The sequence below is a fragment of the Prauserella marina genome (assembly GCF_002240355.1).
Classification (GTDB): Bacteria; Actinomycetota; Actinomycetes; order Mycobacteriales; family Pseudonocardiaceae; genus Prauserella_A; species Prauserella_A marina.
The window spans coordinates 5,788,035-5,809,382 of record NZ_CP016353.1 but is presented as its reverse complement, the minus strand read 5'-3'; the positions used below and the strand labels follow the sequence as shown (position 1 = coordinate 5,809,382).

Here is a 21,348-nt window from a genome sequence, read left to right as displayed (position 1 = left end):
GGCGTACGCTGCCGTGACGTGAGTCTTCGGTCTTTCCTCTCGCGCATCGTCTACAGCGCCTACTCGTGGCGCCTTGTCCAGCAGGCAGGCGGTCGTCATCCTCGACACATCGGAGTGATCCTCGACGGCAACCGGCGCTGGGCGCGGGAAGCCGGGTTCACCGACGTCAACGGCGGGCACCGGATGGGTGCCAAGAAGATCGCCGACTTCCTCGGCTGGTGCAGAGAAGCCGACGTCGAGGTCGTCACGTTGTGGTTGCTGTCGACCGACAACGTCCGCAGCAGGTCCAACGAGGAAGTCGCCGCGCTGCTCGAAATCATCCCGGATGTCGTGGACGAGCTGGCCAAACCGGGCAACTCGTGGCGGCTCTCGATCGTGGGCGCGCTCGACATGCTGCCGGACAGCGTCGCGGACCGGCTCGCTGCCGCCTGCAAGCGCACGGCGGGCCGTGACGGCATGGTGGTGAACATCGCGGTCGGCTACGGAGGCAGGCAGGAGATCGCGAACGCGGTGCGCAAGCTGCTGAAGCAGCACGCCGACGAGGGAACGACCATCCACGAGCTCGCGAAGATTTTGGACGTCGACCACATTTCCGAGCACCTGTACACCTCGGGGCAACCCGATCCCGACCTGATCATCCGAACGTCGGGCGAGCAGCGGCTCTCCGGGTTCCTGCTGTGGCAGTCCGCGCATTCGGAGTTCTGGTTCACGGAGGCGTACTGGCCCGCGTTCCGCAGGGTGGACTTCCTGCGCGCGTTGCGCGACTACGCGGTGAGGCACCGCCGTTACGGAGCCTGAGTCGAAGCCGGTCGTGGTCGGCGGAACATATCCGCCGACCACGACCGGCTTCCGTTGGTGAACGATCGGAAAGCTGAGAGGGAACGCCGGGACGGGCTGACCCGCCAGGGCGCCAGCGGCACGGTAGCGATGTCGTTCGACGTCACACCGCAGCCGGTGAGCCGGTTGTCAGGGGTGAGAGAACGTGATCCCGCCTTGGTGCGTCACCGGATTCGCGAAGCCCCGTGGGGCAGCGAAGCGGTGTCAGGCCACGGCATCCGCCGTGGCCGTCGCGGTCACGAAAACCAGCCCCTCAGCAGCATTTCGCACACACTCCTATTTCGTTGAAGCGGGATTCGCCGGTGTCCCGGCTCGTCCACGTGAGGAAGCTACTGCAATCGGTCGACCTCCGATGCCCCACTTACACCATTGTGTGAGGAAGCCATGGGGGCCGAGCACTCGTCCGGTTCGGAAAACCAAATGGCGTCTTGGCGGATGCGATTTCCGTTGGTACACGGACGAATCGCGGGTTTCGGTAAAAGTCCTGCTGACCTGGATTGGTGAACGGGGCGAGGGCGACACCGAAACTTGCCCATCTTGGTCACCGTGTGTAGTTGAAATGGTGGCCGGAGTGGATCAGTACCAACAGTGAGATGACGAATCGGCGAATCACCTGGCTGGCTGCCTGCACGAAACGGCGCGCGCAGGTAGCTTCCGTGGTGACGGCTTGCGAACCCATGCGGGTCGTCGCGGGAGGCCCTGGTCGTGGGAGTGGTTGAGCGAACGGCGAAGCCGTTCAGGAAACGCACGAGGGGGCCGGCACCGGGCCCTCGTGGGCGTGTGTGCTGACGCTCCGGCGTCAGTGACAACGACCAGCCAGGGCAGTGCCCGGCCCAGCGAGTGCGGGCGTGGTGCCAACGCCCACGAGGGAGATGCCGTCGTGACTGCGCAGCGTTTGCCCCGAAAGGCCTCCGGCCGCTCAGCCGACAGTGCCAATGGCACTTCTGGAGCCACCGGCTCCTCCGGATCACAGCGATACACCTACGTGCTCGACACCTCGGTGCTGTTGTCCGACCCCTGGGCGGTAACCAGATTCGCCGAGCATTCCGTTGTTTTGCCGCTCGTCGTGATCAGCGAACTGGAGGCCAAACGGCACCACCCGGAACTCGGCTGGTTCGCACGGGAAGCCCTTCGCCTGCTCGATGACCTCAGGCGCACCCACGGCAGACTGGACGCCCCCGTTCCCATCGGGGAGCAGGGCGGCACGGTGCACGTGGAACTCAACCACTCGGACCCGACGGTATTGCCGCCCGGTTTCCGCACCGATTCCAACGACCACCGCATACTCGCCTGCGCGCTCAACCTCGCCAACGAACTCGTGAACGTGACCCTTGTCACCAAGGATATTCCGTTGCGGGTCAAGGCAGGTTCGGTCGGACTCGACGCCGACGAGTACAAAGCGGAGGAAGTGACGCCGTCGGGATGGACGGGCACCGCCGACCTCGACGTGCCGCAGGAAGCGCTCGACGCGCTCTTCTCCGAAGGAGTCGCGGATCTCGGCGAGTTCGGGCGCCCGGAAGCGGCGGAACTGCCCTGTCACACCGGATTGCGGTTGCTCGCGGGGACGGCGAGCGCGCTGGCCAGGATCACTCCCGACAAGCAGGCGAGGCTCGTGCGCGGCGACAAGGAGGTATTCGGTCTGCACGGCCGCTCCGCCGAGCAACGCATCGCACTCGACCTGCTACTCGACCCCGACGTCGGCATCGTCTCGCTCGGTGGCAGGGCGGGTACCGGCAAGTCGGCGCTCGCCCTGTGCGCCGGTCTCGAATCGGTCATGGAACGCCGGATGCATCGCAAGGTGGTGGTGTTCAGGCCGGTGTACGCCGTGGGAGGGCAGGACCTCGGCTACCTGCCCGGCTCGGAGAGCGAGAAGATGCAGCCGTGGGCGCAGGCCGTCTTCGACACCCTGGGCGCGCTGGTGAGCCAGGAGGTGCTGGACGAGGTCTTCGACAGGGGAATGCTGGAGGTTCTCCCGCTGACCCACATCAGGGGCCGCTCGCTGCATGACGCGTTCGTCATCGTCGACGAGGCACAGTCATTGGAGCGCAACGTACTGCTGACGGTGTTGTCGCGGCTGGGAACCGCGTCGAGGGTCGTGCTGACCCACGACGTCGCCCAGCGCGACAACCTCCGCGTCGGCAGGCACGACGGGGTGTCCGCCGTGATCGAGAAACTCAAGGGGCATCCGTTGTTCGCGCACGTGACCCTCACGCGCTCCGAACGCTCGCCCATCGCGGCACTGGTCACCGAGATGCTGGAACACCACGGCTGAGGCGCGTCGCGGAGGGGCCGTCACCAGCCTGACGGCAGGGGGCGGCCCTCCGCGAACCCGGCGGCACTCTGCACGCCGAGCAGCGCGCGCTCGTGGAACTGCTCCAGTGAGGCCGCTCCGGCGTAGGTGCAGGCCGAACGCACGCCCGCGGTGATCGAGTCGAGCAGGTCCTCGACGCCGGGCCTCGCGGGGTCCAGCGCCATCCTCGACGACGAAATGCCCTCCTCGAAGAGCGCCTTGCGGGCGCGCTCGTAGCCCTGGTCGGCGCGGGTTCGGGCACCGACGGCGCGCTTGGATGCCATGCCGAACGATTCCTTGTAGGGCCTGCCGTGCTCGTCGTAGCGCAGGTCGCCAGGCGACTCGTGCGTACCGGCGAACCACGATCCCACCATCGCCGCCGAAGCACCTGCCGCGAGCGCGAGAGCGACGTCGCGCGGATGGCGCACACCGCCGTCAGCCCACACGTGCTTGCCGAATTCCCTCGCGGCGGCCGCGCAGTCCAGCACCGCGGAGAACTGCGGACGGCCGACACCGGTCATCATGCGGGTCGTGCACATCGCGCCGGGACCGACCCCGACCTTGACCACGTCGGCACCGGCCTCGATGAGGTCGCGGGTTCCCTCGGCCGTGACGACGTTGCCTGCCACGACGGGAACCGACGGCGACACCGAGCGCACGGCCTTGAGCGCGGCCAGCATCTTCTCCTGGTGCCCGTGCGCGGTGTCGACGACGAGTACGTCGACACCGGCCGCGAGAACGGCCTCCGCCTTCGCGGCGACGTCTCCGTTGACCCCGATCGCGGCGGCGACGCGCAGGCGGCCTTTCGCGTCGGTCGCGGGCTGGTAGATACCGGCGCGCAACGCGCCGACCTGCGTGAGGACCCCCGCGAGCCTGCCGTCGGCGTCGACGCCGAGCGCGAGCCGGTCGTCGTGTTCGTGCAGCTTCTCGAAGACGTCCCTCGGCGGGGTCGTGATCGGCAGCGTCACCACCGTGGGGTCGGTGATCTCGCCGAGGCGCGCGAACCGGTCGACGCCGCTACAGGCAGCCTCCTCGACGATTCCAGCGGGCTTGCCGTCCTCGCCGACGATGACGACGGCGCCGTGTGCGCGCTTGCCGACGAGGTTGAGCGCGTCGGCGACGGCGTCGCCCGGCCTGAGCACGAGCGGGGTGTCCCACACGGTGTCGCGGCCCTTCACCCAGGACACGATGTCCGTGACGGCCGTGGGATCGACATCCTGTGGCAACACGACGATCCCGCCGCGCCGCGCGACGGTCTCGGCCATCCGCCTGCCCGCCACCGCCGTCATGTTCGCGACGACGACGGGGATCGTGGCGCCGGAGCCGTCCACCGTGGAGAGATCGACGTCGAATCGCGACTCCACCGCCGAGCGGTTCGGGAGCAGGAAGATGTCGTCGTAGGTCAGGTCGTGAGCGGGCCGGTGGCCATCCAGAAACTGCACGAGACTTCAGCCTACGTGGTTTCGGCCAGTAGTGCCGCACCTGTTCGGTACAGTTCGACGAGCAGCGGACGCAAACGTTTGCCAGCGGTCGTGAGCTGGTAGGACGTCCTGGTGGGAAAACCGGCGTGCACCTCTTTGCCGACGAGCCCTCTTCGGGTCAGTTCGGCCAACCTGTCGGTGAGTACCTTCGCGGACACCGTCGGTAGCGCCGCTCGCAGCTCGCCGAAGGAGCGCGGACCGGCGGTCAGTTCCCTCAGGACCAGTGTCGTCCAGCGTCCCGAGATCGCGGCGAGTGCGACCTCGACGGGACACTCCGGTTCCGGCCTGCGGGTCGCGCCCCTCGCGTCGGGAACCAGTTCCGGGTCGAAGCCGTCACTCACCGTTTGGTGACCTTCGCCGGAGCCGTGTTGGCTTGCCTGATGAGCATCGATCACAACAACCACGACTCCAGTGTGCCAACGGCGCGACTGGCAACCGACCCGCATGACCACCCCTTCGCGTTCGAGGCCGCGTTCAACGCCGGTAACCCCGAAGCGCTCTACGAGCCGGATGCCGTGCTGGTGCGCGGGGACGGGGTGACGGTCACTCGCGAAGGGCTGCACGCGAACAACGTCAGGCTGATGGCGCTCGGGTCGATCACCGTCAGGCCACGAAGGATCGAGGTCGCTGGTGAACTGGCGTTGCTGATCGTCGACTGGGTCATCGCCGCGAAGCCGGACCCGGTCGAGGGAACGGCGACCGACGTCGCCAGACGCGGAGCCGACGGCTTCTGGCGATACGTGATCGACAATCCCTTCGGCATCGCGCAGCGCGCACTACCAGCCGGCTGAGCCCTGCTTCTCCGCGCCGATCGTCGTGTGTTCGCCGTGACCGGTGTGCACGGTCGTCTCGTCGGGCAACGCGAACAGCTTCTCGCGGATGGAGGCCACGATGGTCGGATAGTCCGAGTAGGACCGGCCCGTCGCGCCGGGGCCACCGTGGAAAAGGGTGTCTCCCGCGAACACGGCTCCGAGATCGGCCGCGTAGAGGCACACGGCTCCCGGGGCGTGTCCCGGTGTGTGAATGACCTTCAGTTCCGTACCGCCGACGCTGATGACCTGCCCCTCGGCCAGTTCCGCTTCGGGAGCCCTTCCGGGGTGGGTGAGGTCCCACAGCACGCGGTCGTCGGGGTGCAGCCAGATCGGTGCTCCGGTGAGCCGGGCCAGTTCGGGTGCGGCGTTGACGTGGTCGTTGTGCGCGTGCGTGCTGACGATCGCCTTGACCGCTCGGCCGCCGACGGCGTCGGCGATCAGCTTCGCGTCGTGCGCGGCGTCGATGACGATGACCTCCTTGTCGTCGCCCACGATCCACACGTTGTTCTCGACCTCCCACGACCCGCCGTCGAGTTCGAAAACACCTGACGTCACCACGTTCTGCACCGTCGCTGCCATGCCCCCGACCCTAACTGTCAGCCGCGGAGCATGGCACGTACCGCGTCGATGGTGTCGGCTTCGGCCGCGTCCTTGTCAGGGCGGTACCGCAGTACGCGGGCGAACCGCAAGGCGACCCCTCCCTGGTAGCGAGTGCTGGTCTGCACACCGTCCAGTTCGATTTCGACGACCAGTTCGGGTCGAAGGTGGACGGTCCAGTCGTCCCTGTGGCTTTCGATGAGCGGAAACTCGCGGGTTTGCCACGCGAGTAGTTCGTCGGTGAGTCCCTTGAAGGTCTTGCCGACCATGATCGGCGGCCCGCCATCGGGGTCACGGGCGCCGAGATGCAGGTTCGAGAGGTAGCCGGTACGCCTTCCGTGTCCCCATTCCGCCGCCAGCACGACCAGATCGAGCGTATGGACCGGTTTGACCTTGAGCCACGCCTTGCCTCTTCTGCCCGCGGCGTAAGGGGAATCGAGCGCTTTCACCACGACTCCCTCGTGCCCGGTTTCCAGCGAGGCCGCGAGGATGGGTTCCGGGTCTTCGGGTTCCAGCGTTCCCGGCATCAGGTACTCGCCGGCGACACCGCGCAGCGCCGCGTTGCGTTCCCGAAGCGGCGCGTCGAGCAGATCGGCGCCGTCGAGGTGCAAGCAGTCGAAGAAATAAGGACGCAGCAGCAAGGCTTTGACCTGTTCCTCACGAGTGCTGCCGAAGCGGGACATCGTTTCCTGAAAAGGGCGTGGCCTGCCATCGTCGGTCAGCGCGAGCGTTTCCCCGTCGAGTACCGCCGATGTGCACGGCAGCGCGCGGACGAGTTCGGTGAGGTCGCCGACGTGCGCGGTGATGTCCCGCAACGTCCTCGTGAACACGCGTACCTCGTCGCCGGATTTGTGCACCTGTATCCGCGCGCCGTCCATTTTGTACTCGACGAGTACGGCGCCCAGTTCGGCGACGGCACCGGCCAGCGATTCGGCTGGGGAAGCGAGCATCGGCCTGACCGGCCTTCCCAGCTCCAGCCGGAACTCCGCGAGCGCGGCGACCCCTCCGCGCAGCGCCGCGCTCGCCGTGGAGGGCAGCCGTCCGGACAACATGAACGCCCTGCGCACGGCTTCGGAGGGGACCGAGGCGGCGGAGGCGATGGCCTCGACCATGACGCCTTCGAGCGCGCCCTGTCTCAGCTCGCCGGTGAGCAAACGAAAAAGAAAGTCCTGCTCCGCTTTCGTCGCACCGGCCAGCAACGTGCTCAGTACCTCGGCGTGCCTCGCTGCCGAACCGCTCCCGGAAAGCCTGGAAACGGTGTCCAGCGCGGTGTCGACCTCCGCGACGGTCAGCCGTGGTTCCGCCGCCGGTTCGACCCGCAACTCGGACAGCGTTCGCCAGCCGGTGCCGATCCGCCCCTGCCTGAGCGTTCCGGTGAGGAAAGCCACGGTCGCCGCGAGCTCTTCGGCTCGCGCCGCTCTCAGCAGCTCGACGAGGACGGCGACCTTGGCCTTTCGTGACCTGGTCGCGCCGACAGCGGCTGAACCGTCGACGACGTCGGTGAGGAGCATGCCGCCATCATCTCGCGAGGTACCGACATTTCGCGTGTCGAACGGATCGCGAGCAGCACGGCGACGAGGCACACGACGAGACCGGCGAGGGAGAGCGCGCCGAGTTGCTCGCCGAAGAGCAGGTAGCCGAACACCATCGTGGTCGGCGGGGTCAGGTAGAGCAGTGTCGACGTGTGGTTGACCGACTTCCGGCGCACGTTGAGCCAGTAGAAGCCGTATCCGCCCAGGTGGGCGAGCACGACGACGATCGAGACGGCGACCCAGAACCCGCCGTCGGCGGGAGGTGCCACGGTGGACGTGGTGACCGCGATGGCGCCGAACACGACCGTGCTGGTGGCGGCGTGGATCAGCATCGAGTCGGCCATCGGCAGTGGGGGAGCCTTGCGCTCGACGAAGGTACCCGCGACGAGACCGGCCATGGCCAGTACGGGCAGCGCGTAGGCCAGCGGTGGTGCCGCGCCGGCGCCGCCGAGGTCCCCGCTGACGACGAGCGCGACTCCGGCGATGCCGAGCGCGAGACCTGCCCACTGTGTCGGTGATGTTCGTTCGCCGAGCAGCGGGCCCGACAGCGTCGCCGTCGCGATGGGCTGCACGGCGGCGATCAGCGCGGCGATTCCGGCCGGGACACCGAGCTGGGCCGACCACACGACGCCGAAAAGGAACACGCCCTGTGACAGCAGACCGACAAGACCGTGGATTCCGACCGCCCTCACCGGCAGTCTGCGCCGGTGCCACACGAGCCACCACACCGCGAGCAGCGCGACCACGACGAGGAAACGCCACAGCAGGAGTGTGAACGCGCTCGCGTGCGCGGTCGCGAGTGTCGAGCCGATGAAACCCGAACTCCAGGTCAGCACGAATCCCGTGCCGATGAGGGTGTCCCTGCTCATCTCACCTCCTAGGTATACCGGTCGGTATAGTCACTAGACATACTAAACCGATCGGTATACCGTCAAGGGGTGCCGGAGGAGATGACATTGACGCCAGCGGCCGAGCGAGTGCTCGAAGTCGCCGGAAAACTGTTCTACGACAACGGAATTCACGCTGTCGGGGTCGAGGCGATCGCGAACGAGGCGAACGTCACCAAGAAGACTCTGTACGACCGGTTCGGCTCGAAGGACGCGCTGATCGCGCAGTACCTTCGGCGCAGGGACGAGCGATGGCGGGAACACGTGGTACGCGTGGTCGAGCAGCGGACCCGGATGACGCCGACCCGCCGGTTGCTGCTCGTGTTCGACGCGCTGGAGGAGTGGATGGCGACCGAGAACCCCCGCGGGTGTGCTTTCGTCAACGCTCAGGCCGAACTCCCCGACGCGGGACATCCCGGACGCGAGGTGATCCGCGAGCAGAAACAGTGGCTGCTCGACTACCTGCGCACCCTCGCGAGGGAGGCGGGCATCCGAAATCCGCGCAAGATCGCGACGTCGGTGCTGCTGCTACTCGAAGGCGCGACGGTCACCGCTTCGCTCGGTGTCGTTCCCGGTGCCGTCGGCAATGCCAAAGAGGTGGCGAAACAGCTCATCGAACTGAACTAGCGTCAAGGTGTCGCGCCGTTCTCTCGGTTCCGGCCACCCAGCTCGCCAGCAGTCCGAGATTGCGTTCCGTCTCCGAGCCAGGTTCCGCCGTGTAGACGACGAGACCCTGTGTTGCTTCTGACGACGCCGACGACGCCGCTGCCACGTGCAGGGTCTGGTAGTGCAGTAGCAGATCGCCGACGACCGGGTTTCTGATGTGCTTGATGCCCTCGGTCTTTTCCTGAACCGACTGGGCCGCCCACAGTTTCCGGAAGGTCTCGCTACGGAGGGACAGTTCGCCGACGAGGCTCGCCAGCTCGGGATCAGTGGGATCGTGCCCAGCCGCGGCGCGCAGGTTGCCGACGAGTTCCTTGACGACCTTGTCCCACTCGGGATGCAAGGCCCGCGAGTCGTCCTCGTCGAGGAAGAACAACCGGGGAATGTTGCGCTCGGCAGGCGGGATCGTCGCGAAGTCGAACGCGATCGCCGCGCACAGCGGATTCCACGCGAGCACGTCGCACCGGCGGTTGAGCACCATCGCGGGTACACCGGGCATCGAATCGAGCAGCCAGCGCAGCCGTGGGCTGACGCGGTCCGGCTTCCGTGCTCGTGGCTTCCTCCGCTTCGGTGCCGCGAGATTGCGCAGGTAGGTGTCCTCGTCGGCATTGAGCCGCAACGCCGACGACAGCGCGTCGAGCACGCTGTCGGACACGTTGCGCGCGCGCCCCTGCTCCAGCCGCGTGTAGTAGTCGACGCTCACACCGGCGAGCTGCGCCAGTTCTTCCCTGCGCAGGCCGGGAACCCTGCGCCGGGAAGGTCCGCGAGGCAGGCCGAACGTCTCGGGATCGAGCGCGCCCCTGCGTGACCGCAGGAACCCACCGAGGTCCCGCCACGGATCCGAGGTGCTTTCCATGTCGACCAGTCTGCCCTCTCCTGGACGCCGCAACCTGGTACTGGCAAACCCAGGTAACGCGGGTCCTGGTGGCCGCACCCTTCGGCCGGTGATCGTCGGGGGGAGACAACGGCCAACGAAAGTGAGGCACACGATGCGCAGGCGGATTCTGGGCGGCACCGGCATCTCGGTCAGCGAGTACTGCTTCGGCACGATGATGCTCGGCGCGTGGGGAACGGCCGATCACGACGAGGCGGTACGCATCGTGCACGCCGCCCTCGACGCGGGCATCAACTTCGTCGACACCGCCGACATGTACTCGGACGGCGAGAGCGAGATCATCGTCGGCAAGGCGCTCAAGGGACGCCGCGACGACATCGTGCTCGCGTCCAAAGTGCACTTCCCGATGGGCGAGGACGACAATCGGCGCGGCAACTCCCGGCGCTGGATCACGCGCGCCGTCGAGGACAGCCTTCGCAGGCTGGACACCGATTATCTCGACCTGTACCAACTGCACCGGCCCGATCCGGCGACCGACGTCGAGGAGTCGCTTTCCGTACTGTCCGATCTGGTCAGAGCCGGAAAGGTGAGGGCAATCGGCTCCTCGGTTTTTCCGGCCGAGCACATCGTCGAGGCACAGTGGACGGCGCAGCGCTGGGGACACGTGCGGCTACGCACCGAGCAGCCGCCCTACTCCATTCTCAACAGGGCAGCCGAAGCCGCCGTCCTGCCGACCGCCCACCGCTACGGCATGGGTGTGCTGACCTGGAGCCCGCTCGCGAGCGGCTGGTTGTCGGGACGCTACGAACGGGCCGCCGACGTCGACCTGACCGAGGGGCGGCGCACCGTGCAGCGACACAAGTTCGATCCCGCGCTGCCGGCGAACGCATGCAAACTCGAAGCCGTCGGCGAGCTGCGGAAGCTGGCCGCTGACATCGGAAGGCCGCTGACACACGTCGCGCTCGCCTTCGTCAGGGCCCATCCCGCCGTGACGTCGGCGATCATCGGCCCCCGCACGATGGCTCAGCTCACCGACCTCGTGGCGGGCAGCGATCTGGTGCTCGAAGCAGACGTACTCGACCGGATCGACCGAATCGTGCCACCGGGAACCGACCTCAACCCGCTCGACGCCGACTACCTGCCGCCCTCCATCGCCGAGTCGGCGCTCAGGAGGAGATGAACCTACTTGCCTCCGTTCGCCATGCGCAGCACGTCGAGGGCCTCGTCGAGCTGCTGCTCGGTGAGCTTGCCATCGCGCACGTGGCCCCTTTCGATGACGACCTCGCGAATGGTCTTGAGCTCGTTGAGCGCCTGCTTGGCGACGGCGGCCGCCTCCTCGTAGCCGAGGTAGGCGTTGAGCGGGGTCACGATCGAAGGTGAACCCTCCGCGTAAGCCTTCGTCCGCTCCACGTTGACCGTCACTCCGGCGAACACCTTGTCGGCGAGCAGACGCGACACCGCGGCGAGCAACCGTGCCGACTCCAGCACGTTGCGGGCGATCACGGGGAGGTTGACGTTGAGCTGGAAGTTGCCCTGCGCTCCGGCGAACGCCACGGCGGCGTCGTTGCCGATGACCTGCGCGACCACCTGGAGAGTCGCCTCGGGGATCACGGGGTTGACCTTGCCGGGCATGATCGACGACCCCGGCTGGAGATCGGGAAGAGCCAGTTCGGCGAGTCCGGTACGCGGGCCGGAGCCGAGCCAGCGCACGTCGTTGGCGATCTTGTTCAGGGACACGGCGACGGTACGAAGGTGCCCCGAGGTCTCGACGATGCCGTCCTGTGTCGCCTGGGCCTCGAAGTGATCGCGGGCCTCGGTGAGCGGCAAGCCGGTGACCTTCGCGAGCTCACCGGCAACCGCCGAACCGAACCCGGCAGGCGCGTTGAGCCCCGAGCCGACCGCCGTGCCGCCGATGGGCAGTTCGCCGAGCCTGGGAAGTCCGCTGCGCAGCCGCTCGATGCCGAACCGCACCTGAGCAGCCCAGGCGCCGGCCTCCTGGCCGAGCGTCACGGGAACGGCGTCCATGAGGTGGGTGCGGCCCGATTTCACGACGTCCTTCCACTCGCCGGCCCGCTTCTCGATGGTGCTCGCCAGATGGTCGAGCGCGGGCACCACATCGGTGAGCACCGCTTCCGTCGCCGCGACGTGGATGGTGGTCGGGAACGTGTCGTTGGACGACTGCGAGGCGTTGACGTGATCGTTGGGGTGCACGTCACGCCCGAGCGAGCGCGAGGCGAGCGTCGCGATCACCTCGTTGGCGTTCATGTTCGACGAGGTACCGGAGCCCGTCTGGAAGACGTCGATGGGGAAGTGTTCGTCGTGAACGCCGTCGGCGACCTCGTCGGCTGCCGCCGCGATGGCCGATGCGATCTCGGCTTCGAGCACTCCCAGCCTGGCGTTGACCCTGGCCGTGGCGGCCTTCAGCAGGCCGAGCGCGCGAATCTGGGAACGTTCGAGGCCACGGCCAGAGATGGGGAAGTTCTCGACGGCACGCTGGGTCTGCGCCCGGTAGAGCGCGTCGACGGGAACCTTGACCTCGCCCATCGTGTCGTGCTCGATCCGGAATTCCTGTTCTGCCATAACGCCAGTTTGGCGCAGCGCGACGCCGCCCGCCGAGTGTCCTTCGGCACTAAGATCGGCACCGAGACTGCCACCACCCACCACTGGCGGAAGGGCGGTGAGCCAATGGGCTCGCCCGAGGAAATGTCGGTCGACGTACTCGTCGTCGGCGCGGGACCGACCGGGTTGTTCGCCGCGTACTACGCGGGATTCCGTGGCCTCTCCATGGCCATCGTCGACTCGTTACCCGAAACCGGCGGTCAGGTCACCGCCATGTATCCGGAGAAGATGATCTACGACGTCGGTGGTTTCCCCGCCGTGCGAGGCCGCGACCTGATCAAGGGGCTTGTCGAGCAGGCCGCTCCGTGGAACCCGGTCTATCTGCTTGGCCGCAAGGCCGTCTCGCTTGAGGAAGTGGCCGACGAGGACCGGCCGTTGCGGATGACCCTCGACGGCGGAGACGTCGTGCGAGCGGGCGCCGTCCTCATCACGGCAGGCATCGGTGAGTTCACCCCGCGCCCGCTTCCGGCAGGCGACGGCTGGCTCGGCAAGGGACTCGTGCACTTCGTTCCCGCGCTCGACGTGCACAGGGATCAGCACGTGGTCGTCGTCGGAGGCGGCGATTCCGCGTTCGACTGGGTACTCGCGCTCAAGCCGATCGCGGCGAGCGTGGCACTCGTGCACCGCAGATCGCGGTTCAGGGCCGCCGAATCCATCGTGAAGGAGGCCCGTGAGGCAGGGGTGCGGATCATCACCGACGCCGAGGTCACCGCGCTCAGGGAAGACGCCGAAGGTGGGCTCGCCGAAATCGCGCTCGACGTCAAGGGCGGCGATTCGCTGGTGCTTCCCGCACAGGCCGTCGTCGCGGCGCTCGGATTCACCGCCGACCTCGGTCCGATCGAGAACTGGGGTCTCAAGATCGAGCGAAGGGCCATCGACGTCGACTCCACCATGGCCACCGCGAGGCACCGCGTCTACGCGGCAGGCGACGTCGTCTCCTATCCCGGCAAGGTCAAGCTCATCGCCACCGGGTTCGGCGAGGCGGCGACGGCGATCAACAACATCGCCGTCGCTCTCAACCCCGACGCACACCTCTTCCCCGGCCACTCAAGCAACGCCGAATAGGAGAGGCAAAGCGCTAAACGTACTGGTCGATCCAGTCCGCGTAGGCGAAGGCCGACGTGTAGATCGAGGGTGAGGTCGCGCACGTGGAGTCGTCGTTGCCCGGCCTGCTCGACACGCCGAGCAGCCGCCACCGCTCGCCTGCCTTGGTGATCTGCGGGCCGCCGGAATCGCCGTAGCACGCGCCCTTCGAGCCCTCAGGGTTCCCTGTGCACAATTCGACGGCGGCGGAGAACGTACCCGTGCAGCCTGCCGGGTCGACGATGCTCGTGTCGAGTTGCCGCAACCGGGCGGGACTCTCGCCGCAACCCCGCTCGGGGCAGGTCTGTCCCCAGCCGAGCAACCTGGTCGCTGTACCGACAGGGGCGTCCGAGCCGAGCGCGATGGGCGCGGCCTTCGCGGGGGAGGCGAGCCGGACGAGCGCGATGTCGCCACCGGCGCCGTCAGGGTCGTAATCCGGATGCGTCACGATTTCCGCGACCTTGGCCTGCTCGCCGCCCGTGGTTCTGTCGTTGCTGCCGATCCTGGCCGAAACCTTGTCGGGAACCCTTCCCCGCACACAGTGCGCCGCCGTCACGACCCAGGTGGCGGAGACGAGCGCGCCGCCGCAGAAATGCTCACCGGAGGCCAATTGGAGCGAGACGACGAAAGGGTAGGGCTCCCCGGCGTCGCCGCCGCCGACGATGAACGGCTGCGTCCCCGCTGCCTGACCGGCGGTGATACCGAGCATGGTCAGGACGGCGGCCAAGACCCCCGCAAGGCGGGCCCTTGTGGAAACAGATCGCATCAGGGCAGCGGTGGAACGGCGTTGTCGGCGGAGTCGCTTCCGAAGTCCACCGAGGAATAGGAACGCAGCTTGGTGAGCCGGTGATAGCCGTCGATCATCCGCACGGTTCCCGACTTCGAGCGCATCACGATCGACTGGGTCGTCGCGCCACCGGCCCGGTAGTGCACACCGCGAAGCAGGTCGCCGTCGGTGACCCCGGTGGCGCAGAAGAAGACGTTGTCCCCGCGCACGAGGTCGTCGGTGTTCAGTACGCGGTCGAGGTCATGGCCCGCGTCGAGCGCCTTCCGCCGCTCCGCGTCGTCCTTCGGCCACAACCGGCCTTGCAGTTCGCCGCCGAGGCACTTCATCGCGCACGCGGCGATGATGCCTTCGGGCGTACCACCGATGCCGAGCAGCATGTCGACACCCGTCGTCGGCCGGGCGGCGGCGATCGCACCGGCGACGTCACCGTCGCTGATGAACCTGATCCTCGCCCCGGCCTCTCTCACCTCGCGGACAAGACTCTCGTGCCGGGGCCGGTCGAGAATGCAGACCGTCACGTCGGAAACACCGCTGTGCTTTGCCTTCGCGACCCTGCGGATGTTCTCGGCGATCGGCGCCGAAAGATCGACGCTGCCTGCCGCCTCGGGGCCGACAGCGAGCTTTTCCATGTAGAACACGGCGGAGGGGTCGAACATCGCGCCGCGTTCAGCGACGGCGAGCACCGCGAGCGCGTTGGGCATGCCCTTCGACATGAGCGTCGTACCGTCGATGGGATCGACCGCGACGTCGCACTCGGGACCGTCGCCGTTGCCGACCTCCTCGCCGTTGAACAGCATGGGCGCCTCGTCCTTCTCGCCCTCACCGATCACGACGACGCCCCGCATGCTCACCGTGCCGATGAGCTGGCGCATCGCGTCGACGGCCGCGCCGTCGCCGCCGATCTTCTCTCCCCTGCCGACCCAGCGGCCGGCGGCCATCGCCGCCGCCTCGGTGACCCTGACCAACTCCATCGCGAGGTTGCGATCGGGGGTTTCCCCGTGCGCCGTGGAGTCGGCTGGCTGGCTGGCGGCGGTCATGGGTGCCTCCTGGGCGGCGTCGTGCGACATGGCGTCACCTTGCATTGCGGTTCGCGCGAGCCCGAAGCTCGCACTGCACCCGTGGACGTCACCTCGAAGGCTCACCGGCGGGGCCGTCAGCATCCTCGGTGTTCTCGGCGTCCGGCGCGTCCTCCACCGTAGCCAGCGCGGCCTCGATTCGCTCACGTGCGCCTTCGAGATGTTGCTCGCACAATTTCGCGAGCCGTTCGCCCTTCTCCCACAGCGCGAGTGATTCCTCAAGCGAGAGACCTCCGGCCTCAAGCCCCTTGACCACTTCGATCAGCTCGTCGCGGGCCTGCTCGTATCCGAGCTCCGCGTTGCCGCTTTTCGTGTCGCTCACGCTGTGCTCTGTCCTCGTCTCGTCCGTGCCTTCACTGCCGGTGCCCTCGCCTTGCGGCCTGCGCGCACACTACCGCGCACGCCATCGCGTTGTCGTAGCCGATGAACGCCTTCGCGAACTCCTGGCCGTCACCGTCGGCAACGGCGTCCTCGACGTGTGACTGCGTGCTCGCGACCTTGCGCCGGTGTACCGAGCCTGCGGCGAACCACCAGCTCGTTCCCGCGTAGAGCGACGTCGCCTCGGAGAGGCGGCGAAGTCGCGGGCTCAGTGCCCACCTGGCCGGCGCGTCGCAGCCGGCCAGCAGCACTGTCCAGCAGTCGCCTGCCGCCGATTCCACTTCCGTCGCCAGCCGGAGCACGGCGGAAGCTCGCTCGGCTCGTTCTCCCCGGCAGACCCTCGCCGCGGCGTCCCGCGTCAACGGAAGGAATGAGCAATGTCGTCCGGTGGGCAGCGGCCCCGTGCGAGCTGTGATCGCGGTTTCGATGGCTCGGGCTCGGGGCACCTCGTCACTCCTCTTGCGGCAGGGTTGTCGCTCGGATCGCGCCGTCGGCCACCCGCACGCGAAGCGGGGTTCCCTCGGCTATCTCAGAGACCGACCGAAGTACCTTGAGGTTGCCTGCCGAGTCGAAGAACTGCACGACCGAGTAACCGCGCTCCAACGTCGCGGAGGGGCCGAGCGCGGTGAGCCGGGCTCGCGCGGAGGCGATCGCCGCCTGCTCGCTGCTGAGCCTCGTCAGGATTGCCCTCCTTCCGCGTTCCCTGTGCACCTCGATCTCGGTATGCCTTCGTTCGATGGGGCCGAGCGGGTCGGCGAGCGACGGCCTGCTCCGCAGCTGGTCGAGCAGCCTGCACTGGGTGTCGACCCAGCCGTGCAACGCCCTGCGAGCCCTGTCCCTGAGCTGGTGAACGCGGGCGGTTTCCTCCTTGACGTCGGGCACGACCCGTTTGCCCGCGTCGGTCGGAGTCGAGCAGCGAAGGTCGGCGACGTAGTCGAGCAGAGGGGAGTCGGGTTCGTGGCCGATCGCGCTGACCACCGGCGTCCCCGCCGCCGCGACGGCCCTGCACAGGGTCTCGTCGGAGAACGGGAGCAGGTCTTCGACGCTGCCACCACCCCTCGCGATCACGATCACGTCGATGTTCGGATCGGCGTCCAAAGTGGACAGAGCATGCATGATCTGCGGGACGGCGTGCACTCCCTGGACGGCCGTGTTCACGATCCTGAACGCGACGGCGGGCCATCTGGCCTGCGCATTCACCAAAACGTCGTGTTCGGCGGCCGAAGCGCGCCCCGTGATGAGACCGACCCCTTTCGGCAGGAACGGCAGCTTTCGCTTCCGTTGTGCCGAGAACATGCCCTCCGCGGCGAGCAGCTTGCGCAACCGTTCGATTCTGGCGAGCAACTCGCCGATGCCGACGGCGCGGATCTCGTTCGCCCGCAGGCTCAGGGTTCCCCTGCCGAGAAAGAACGTCGGCTTCGCGTGCACGACGACGCTCGCGCCTTCGCGCAGGGGCGGATCGATCGTCCTCAGTAGCCGGGAAGGGCAGGTGACAGTCATTGACACGTCGGCGGCGGGGTCGCGCAAGGTGAGGAACGCGGTCTGCGTACCTTGGCGCGCGGTAATCTGGGTGACCTGGCCTTCGACCCACACCGCGCCCAGCCGGTGGATCCAGTCGGCGATCTTGCGCGCGACCGTTCTGACCGGCCACGGGTTGTCGGCGCTGGAGGGCTGGTTCGCCGCCCTGGTGGGCTGCTGTTCGGTACCGCTGCTCACTGCCCGGCCGGATCCGTTCGTTCTCCGGCCTCGCCGTGACCGGTGTTCGTGGTGTCGGTGACCGCGATCGTGGCGGCGCCGGGGGTGTTGGAGCTGTCGGTGCTGTCAGTGCCGGGACCGCCGTCGCCGTTGTCGGCCGCGTCCGTCGTGGCACCCGGGGGCGCGGTGGCGGACTGGCGAACGTTGCCGATGCGCCTGGTCAGCATGCCGGTGAACGAAGAACGGTTCGCGTGGGTCTTCTCGTAGTCGAGAAGCTCCTCCAGTTCGGGCAACGAGAACCGCCTGAGGCGGGCTCGGATCTGGGGCAGCGTCAACTCGTCGTAGTCGGTGAGGCCAGCGGGAGCCGTGCTCGGTGCGGCGGGGCTGTCGAACTCACCGTCGTGGTGCTCGTCGGCGAGTGCATGCTCCTCGGCGGCCCATGGGTCTTCGTCCACCTCGGCGTCCAGCTCGTCCGGGCGGTCTCCGTTGGTTCTCGTCCCGCCGTTGCCTCGCGCGCCGGCGGTCGCTGCCGAGGGCGCGCCGTCTCCGTATTCGGAGTCGAACGGAGATCTCGCGCCGGAAGTGGGACTCGGTAGGTCCTCGTCGAATGTCGCCCAGCTCGGTGCTTCCTCTGCGGTCCTGAGCGAGGACAGCGCGTCGTCGCCGCGGATCGCGAGTTCGGTGACGTGCTGCTGAACCCGCATCGAGGTCTGCATGACCTGACTGGCAACCGTCACCGGTAGCTCGGTGAGCTGCTTCGGCAACTCCCGCACCCGCTCAGCGGTCGTGACGGCGATGCCGGCGGCTAACCGGAGGGGAAACGGGAGTTGCTTCATATCTCTAAGCCTGCCGCACATGGGTCTTCCTGCCCAGCCGAATGGGGGACGCGTGTCGTGCGTCCCATGAGGTCGTCTCGTTCCTTGCCGATCGGGCCACACCCGTACCCTGGTGGCATGAGTGCAGCGAGTCCCGGAATCGAGTCTGCCACCAGCGTATCGATCGGTGACGGAGCCGAGGAATCCGTCGTAGGTGGTAAGCGCGTTCTGCTGGCCAAGCCGCGCGGTTACTGTGCCGGTGTCGATCGTGCTGTCATCACCGTCGAGAAGGCCCTCGAAATCCACGGCCCGCCGGTTTACGTACGTAAGGAGATCGTGCACAACCGGCATGTTGTCGACACTCTCCGTGAACGCGGGGTCATTTTCGTCGACGAGACCTCAGAGGTGCCAGAGGGCGGCTTGGTCGTGTTCTCGGCACACGGTGTTTCGCCCGCGGTTCGCGCGGAGGCGGAGGATCGCAACCTGCGGACCATCGACGCGACCTGCCCGTTGGTGACCAAGGTGCACAAGGAAGTCAACCGCTTCGCGCGCGACGACTACGACATCATGCTGATCGGGCACGCCGGTCACGAGGAGGTCGAGGGCACGTCGGGCGAGGCACCCGAGCACGTGCAGCTCGTCGACACCGAGGAGGACGTCGACAAGGTCGCGATCCGCGACCCTTCCAAGGTGGTGTGGTTGTCGCAGACCACGCTGAGTGTCGACGAGACGATGGAACGTGTCGACCAGCTCAGGGAACGGTTCCCGGAGATCTCCGACCCGCCGAGTGACGACATCTGCTACGCCACGTCGAACCGTCAGGTCGCGGTCAAGGCCATGGCAGCGGAGTGTGACCTCGTGCTCGTCGTCGGTTCGGCCAACTCGTCGAACTCGCAGCGACTCGTCGAGGTCGCGCTCCAGGCGGGCGCGCGGGATTCCCACCTCGTGGACTTCGCGCACGAGGTCGACGAATCGTGGCTGTCCGGAGTCGAGACCGTTGGCGTCACGAGTGGTGCTTCGGTGCCGGACGTGCTCGTCATGGAACTGCTGGAATGGCTGGCCGACCGTGGCTGGATCGATGTCCAGGAAGTGACCACCGCCAACGAGAAGATCTCGTTCGCGCTGCCGCGTGAGCTGCGGTCCGGCTCGAACGCGGGTCACAGCCGCGTTCGCTGACCGGGGTTTTGCCTGACGGTTGCCGCGCCGCAAACAGGGGTGCGCCCCTGGACGGTCGGTGCCGAGGCACCGTTGACCGGGGTGCCTCCTGGGCGGTTGCCACTGAGGCGTCGCTGTCCGGGGCACTCCGGTTGGCGCCGGGGTATTGCCGAACCGGCGGCGCTGTTGGCCGGTGCTTTTGCTGATCGGCGTCGCTGGCTAGTGGCGTCGTTGGCCGGTGGTCTGGCAGGTTGCCATCACCGCGCCCCGGTGGCTCGACGTGCCGCCCGCTACCGGGCGTACGCGATCCGTTGCCGCGCGCACCAGCCAAGCCACAGCTCAAGTGCGGCCCGTGTCAATCCAACGCCGCGTTGCCGTGCGCAGGTCAGCGCAGTGCCGCATTCACGCGCTGGTTACGGAAACGCCGTATTCATGCCGCAGGCGCAAGCGCAGCCGCGGCCAGAGACCGCGGCGGTCAACTGCCGCACAGTGCCGACCGAGTCGTGTCCGGCTGGCCCAGCCTTGCCACGCGGCCGCAGTGCCTCCCGCGATGGAACAACCCGGCAACCAGCATCGCGGCGGACCGCGCGGCACAGCAATGACTTGAGCCGCACGACGATGACTTGAGCCGCACGACGATCTCGTGACCGTCAGGGCGACGGCTCCACTAGCGCGATGACGACCTGTGCAACGAGGCGTGACCTGTCGGCAAGGTGGCGATCCGATCAGCAGCGCTGGACGGAACCGTTACCGCTGTGATCAGCGATAGTCGAGCCCGGGAAACCCAGGCGGCACTGACCGCTTCACTCCTCCCAGGGACGGGCACGCCGAGGCGGCCGACCACCGGGACCTTGATCGTCACGCCCACCCCGGGGCCGCCGTGGCGGCGGCGGTGGGTCGTCCGGCGCCTGGCGCCTGCGCGGGCGTTTCGCAGGTGGGGGCTGGCCTTCCGGCCAATCCTCGGACCTGCGCCGACGGTCGCTGCCATCCGGAGGCATCGGCGGTCGCTGCCGTGGACGTCCTTGCTGACCCCGAGGTGGGGGCCCGGCAGGCGGTACTCCCGGATCACGTTCCGGTGCCCGTTCACGTGGCCTGCGGGAGGCATCCTCGGGTCGTGCACGACGATCCGCTCCAGCAGCCGCGGCTCCGGCCGCTCCTGCTGGTGGGCCACCAGGAACCGAACCCCGGCGTGGCGCCTCCCGCCCTTCAGGCTGGCGGGATCGGCCAGGTTGCTCTTCGTCGTCGTCCTGCCGCCGCGATTTGCCCGACGGCTTGTCCGCCGTCTCCGAACGATCGCTGGGCGGCTTGCCTTTGCCGCGCACCTTCTGCGGAGCCTCCGGATCGCGCTCGCGATAGATTCGGAGGATCCCGAGGGCCACCGTCAAGCCTGTGGTGATGGCCATCATCGGAAAGGCGTTGATCAGCGGCGTACCGATGGCAAGAGCCTTCGCCAGGGTGTCGCTGCCTGCGGGCAGTTCCTCTCCGAGCAAAACCACGATCGGCACGATGATCGCCAGAATCAACGGCGGCTGCACCATCGGACCGAACAGGTTTCTACGTCTCACAACCACCACGGCAGCAACCGAAACGACCAGGTAGCAGCCTTGGAAGAGCACACCGAGCTCATCGGAGATCTGAGAATCCACGATGGCACCCACTGCTGCGAGTCCTAGCGCAAGCAGTACCGCTCCCCACCACGGCAAGCCACGCCGGTTCCCGATGGCGGCCCGCTCGTCCCAAGGAATCGACGGGTCGTCGTCAGCGGCGTCAGGATCGCTCCTGCGATCGCGTATGGCGGTCACGAGG

Annotated in this window: 20 protein-coding genes and 1 pseudogene; 7 read left to right on the top strand and 14 right to left on the bottom strand. The window is 67.6% G+C overall.

The genetic code is table 11. The features are described from left to right. Positions 1-18 precede the first annotated feature (18 nt). On the top strand, positions 19-798 hold the full coding sequence (locus BAY61_RS26790; protein WP_091809193.1) for an isoprenyl transferase: 780 nt from the start codon (positions 19-21) through the stop codon (positions 796-798). A gap of 919 nt (positions 799-1,717) precedes the next feature. Beyond that, positions 1,718-3,109, top strand: a complete 1,392-nt coding sequence (phoH2, locus tag BAY61_RS26785) for an RNA 5'-3' helicase PhoH2 (RefSeq protein WP_091809194.1) — start codon at positions 1,718-1,720, stop codon at positions 3,107-3,109. 20 nt (positions 3,110-3,129) lie between these two features. Here phoH2 and guaB1 read toward each other — a convergent pair whose 3' ends face one another. Beyond that, a complete protein-coding gene (guaB1, locus tag BAY61_RS26780; RefSeq protein WP_091809196.1) occupies positions 3,130-4,569 on the bottom strand; it encodes a GMP reductase in 1,440 nt (479 codons plus the stop codon). 11 nt (positions 4,570-4,580) lie between these two features. Then, positions 4,581-4,949: a winged helix-turn-helix transcriptional regulator gene (locus BAY61_RS26775; RefSeq protein WP_245865450.1), complete on the bottom strand. Its 369-nt coding sequence runs from the start codon at positions 4,947-4,949 to the stop codon at positions 4,581-4,583. 39 nt (positions 4,950-4,988) lie between these two features. Here BAY61_RS26775 and BAY61_RS26770 point away from each other — a divergent pair, with 39 nt between their 5' ends. Then, a complete protein-coding gene (locus tag BAY61_RS26770; protein ID WP_091809466.1) occupies positions 4,989-5,399 on the top strand; it encodes a YybH family protein in 411 nt (136 codons plus the stop codon). Here BAY61_RS26770 and BAY61_RS26765 read toward each other — a convergent pair. From BAY61_RS26765 to BAY61_RS26755, 3 genes are read right to left on the bottom strand one after another with little or no spacing between them, the layout of a single operon-like run. Then, positions 5,385-5,999, bottom strand: coding sequence for an MBL fold metallo-hydrolase (locus tag BAY61_RS26765; protein WP_091809198.1), 615 nt, complete (start codon positions 5,997-5,999; stop codon positions 5,385-5,387). The genes BAY61_RS26770 and BAY61_RS26765 overlap by 15 nt on opposite strands. A 17-nt stretch (positions 6,000-6,016) precedes the next feature. Beyond that, the gene (locus tag BAY61_RS26760) at positions 6,017-7,528 is read right to left on the bottom strand and encodes an ATP-dependent DNA ligase (RefSeq protein ID WP_091809199.1); all 1,512 of its coding nucleotides are present in this window, start codon (positions 7,526-7,528) and stop codon (positions 6,017-6,019) included. Continuing rightward, positions 7,438-8,418 carry a DMT family transporter gene (locus BAY61_RS26755; RefSeq protein ID WP_091809201.1) on the bottom strand — a complete coding sequence of 327 codons (981 nt, stop codon included), beginning with the start codon at positions 8,416-8,418 and terminating at the stop codon, positions 7,438-7,440. Before BAY61_RS26755 ends, BAY61_RS26760 begins: the two co-directional genes overlap by 91 nt. An 81-nt stretch (positions 8,419-8,499) precedes the next feature. On the opposite strand from BAY61_RS26755, the gene BAY61_RS26750 reads away from it, so the two are divergent. Next, entirely contained in the window at positions 8,500-9,063 is a 564-nt protein-coding gene (locus BAY61_RS26750; RefSeq protein ID WP_420848858.1) for a TetR/AcrR family transcriptional regulator, read from the top strand. Here BAY61_RS26750 and BAY61_RS26745 read toward each other — a convergent pair. Continuing rightward, positions 9,047-9,955, bottom strand: a complete 909-nt coding sequence (locus tag BAY61_RS26745; protein ID WP_091809205.1) for a helix-turn-helix domain-containing protein — start codon at positions 9,953-9,955, stop codon at positions 9,047-9,049. The two genes, BAY61_RS26750 and BAY61_RS26745, sit on opposite strands and share 17 nt — an antisense overlap. Positions 9,956-10,088: 133 nt before the next feature. On the opposite strand from BAY61_RS26745, the gene BAY61_RS26740 reads away from it, so the two are divergent. Continuing rightward, the gene (locus BAY61_RS26740; protein WP_091809468.1) at positions 10,089-11,114 is read left to right on the top strand and encodes an aldo/keto reductase; all 1,026 of its coding nucleotides are present in this window, start codon (positions 10,089-10,091) and stop codon (positions 11,112-11,114) included. 2 nt (positions 11,115-11,116) lie between these two features. On the opposite strand, the gene BAY61_RS26735 is transcribed toward BAY61_RS26740, so the two are convergent. Beyond that, entirely contained in the window at positions 11,117-12,514 is a 1,398-nt protein-coding gene (locus BAY61_RS26735; RefSeq protein WP_091809207.1) for a class II fumarate hydratase, read from the bottom strand. Positions 12,515-12,619: 105 nt separating this feature from the next. Between BAY61_RS26735 and BAY61_RS26730 the strand changes: the two genes are divergently transcribed. Next, complete coding sequence (locus BAY61_RS26730; protein WP_091809209.1) at positions 12,620-13,618, top strand: NAD(P)/FAD-dependent oxidoreductase; 999 nt, start codon at positions 12,620-12,622, stop codon at positions 13,616-13,618. Positions 13,619-13,631: 13 nt separating this feature from the next. Here BAY61_RS26730 and BAY61_RS26725 read toward each other — a convergent pair whose 3' ends face one another. The 6 genes and pseudogenes from BAY61_RS26725 to BAY61_RS26700 all read right to left on the bottom strand — a co-directional run. Next, positions 13,632-14,402 (bottom strand): S1 family peptidase, encoded by a 771-nt coding sequence (locus tag BAY61_RS26725; protein ID WP_091809211.1) that lies wholly within the window; start codon positions 14,400-14,402, stop codon positions 13,632-13,634. Beyond that, positions 14,402-15,460, bottom strand: a complete 1,059-nt coding sequence (glpX, locus tag BAY61_RS26720; RefSeq protein ID WP_091809469.1) for a class II fructose-bisphosphatase — start codon at positions 15,458-15,460, stop codon at positions 14,402-14,404. Before glpX ends, BAY61_RS26725 begins: the two co-directional genes overlap by 1 nt. Positions 15,461-15,548: 88 nt before the next feature. After that, on the bottom strand, positions 15,549-15,821 hold the full coding sequence (locus BAY61_RS26715) for an exodeoxyribonuclease VII small subunit (RefSeq protein ID WP_091809214.1): 273 nt from the start codon (positions 15,819-15,821) through the stop codon (positions 15,549-15,551). A gap of 31 nt (positions 15,822-15,852) precedes the next feature. Beyond that, a complete protein-coding gene (locus tag BAY61_RS26710; protein WP_420848859.1) occupies positions 15,853-16,272 on the bottom strand; it encodes a hypothetical protein in 420 nt (139 codons plus the stop codon). A gap of 55 nt (positions 16,273-16,327) precedes the next feature. After that, positions 16,328-17,593 carry an exodeoxyribonuclease VII large subunit gene (gene xseA / locus BAY61_RS26705; protein ID WP_091809218.1) on the bottom strand — a complete coding sequence of 422 codons (1,266 nt, stop codon included), beginning with the start codon at positions 17,591-17,593 and terminating at the stop codon, positions 16,328-16,330. A gap of 146 nt (positions 17,594-17,739) precedes the next feature. After that, positions 17,740-18,408: pseudogene (locus BAY61_RS26700) on the bottom strand (lipid droplet-associated protein); the annotation flags it as partial. Between the two features lie 117 nt (positions 18,409-18,525). Here BAY61_RS26700 and BAY61_RS26695 point away from each other — a divergent pair. Further along, positions 18,526-19,563 (top strand): 4-hydroxy-3-methylbut-2-enyl diphosphate reductase, encoded by a 1,038-nt coding sequence (locus BAY61_RS26695; RefSeq protein WP_091809220.1) that lies wholly within the window; start codon positions 18,526-18,528, stop codon positions 19,561-19,563. 782 nt (positions 19,564-20,345) lie between these two features. Here the strand turns inward: BAY61_RS26695 and BAY61_RS33965 are convergent. Continuing rightward, positions 20,346-21,188 (bottom strand): DUF6542 domain-containing protein, encoded by an 843-nt coding sequence (locus tag BAY61_RS33965; protein WP_342749613.1) that lies wholly within the window; start codon positions 21,186-21,188, stop codon positions 20,346-20,348. Positions 21,189-21,348: the final 160 nt, after the last annotated feature.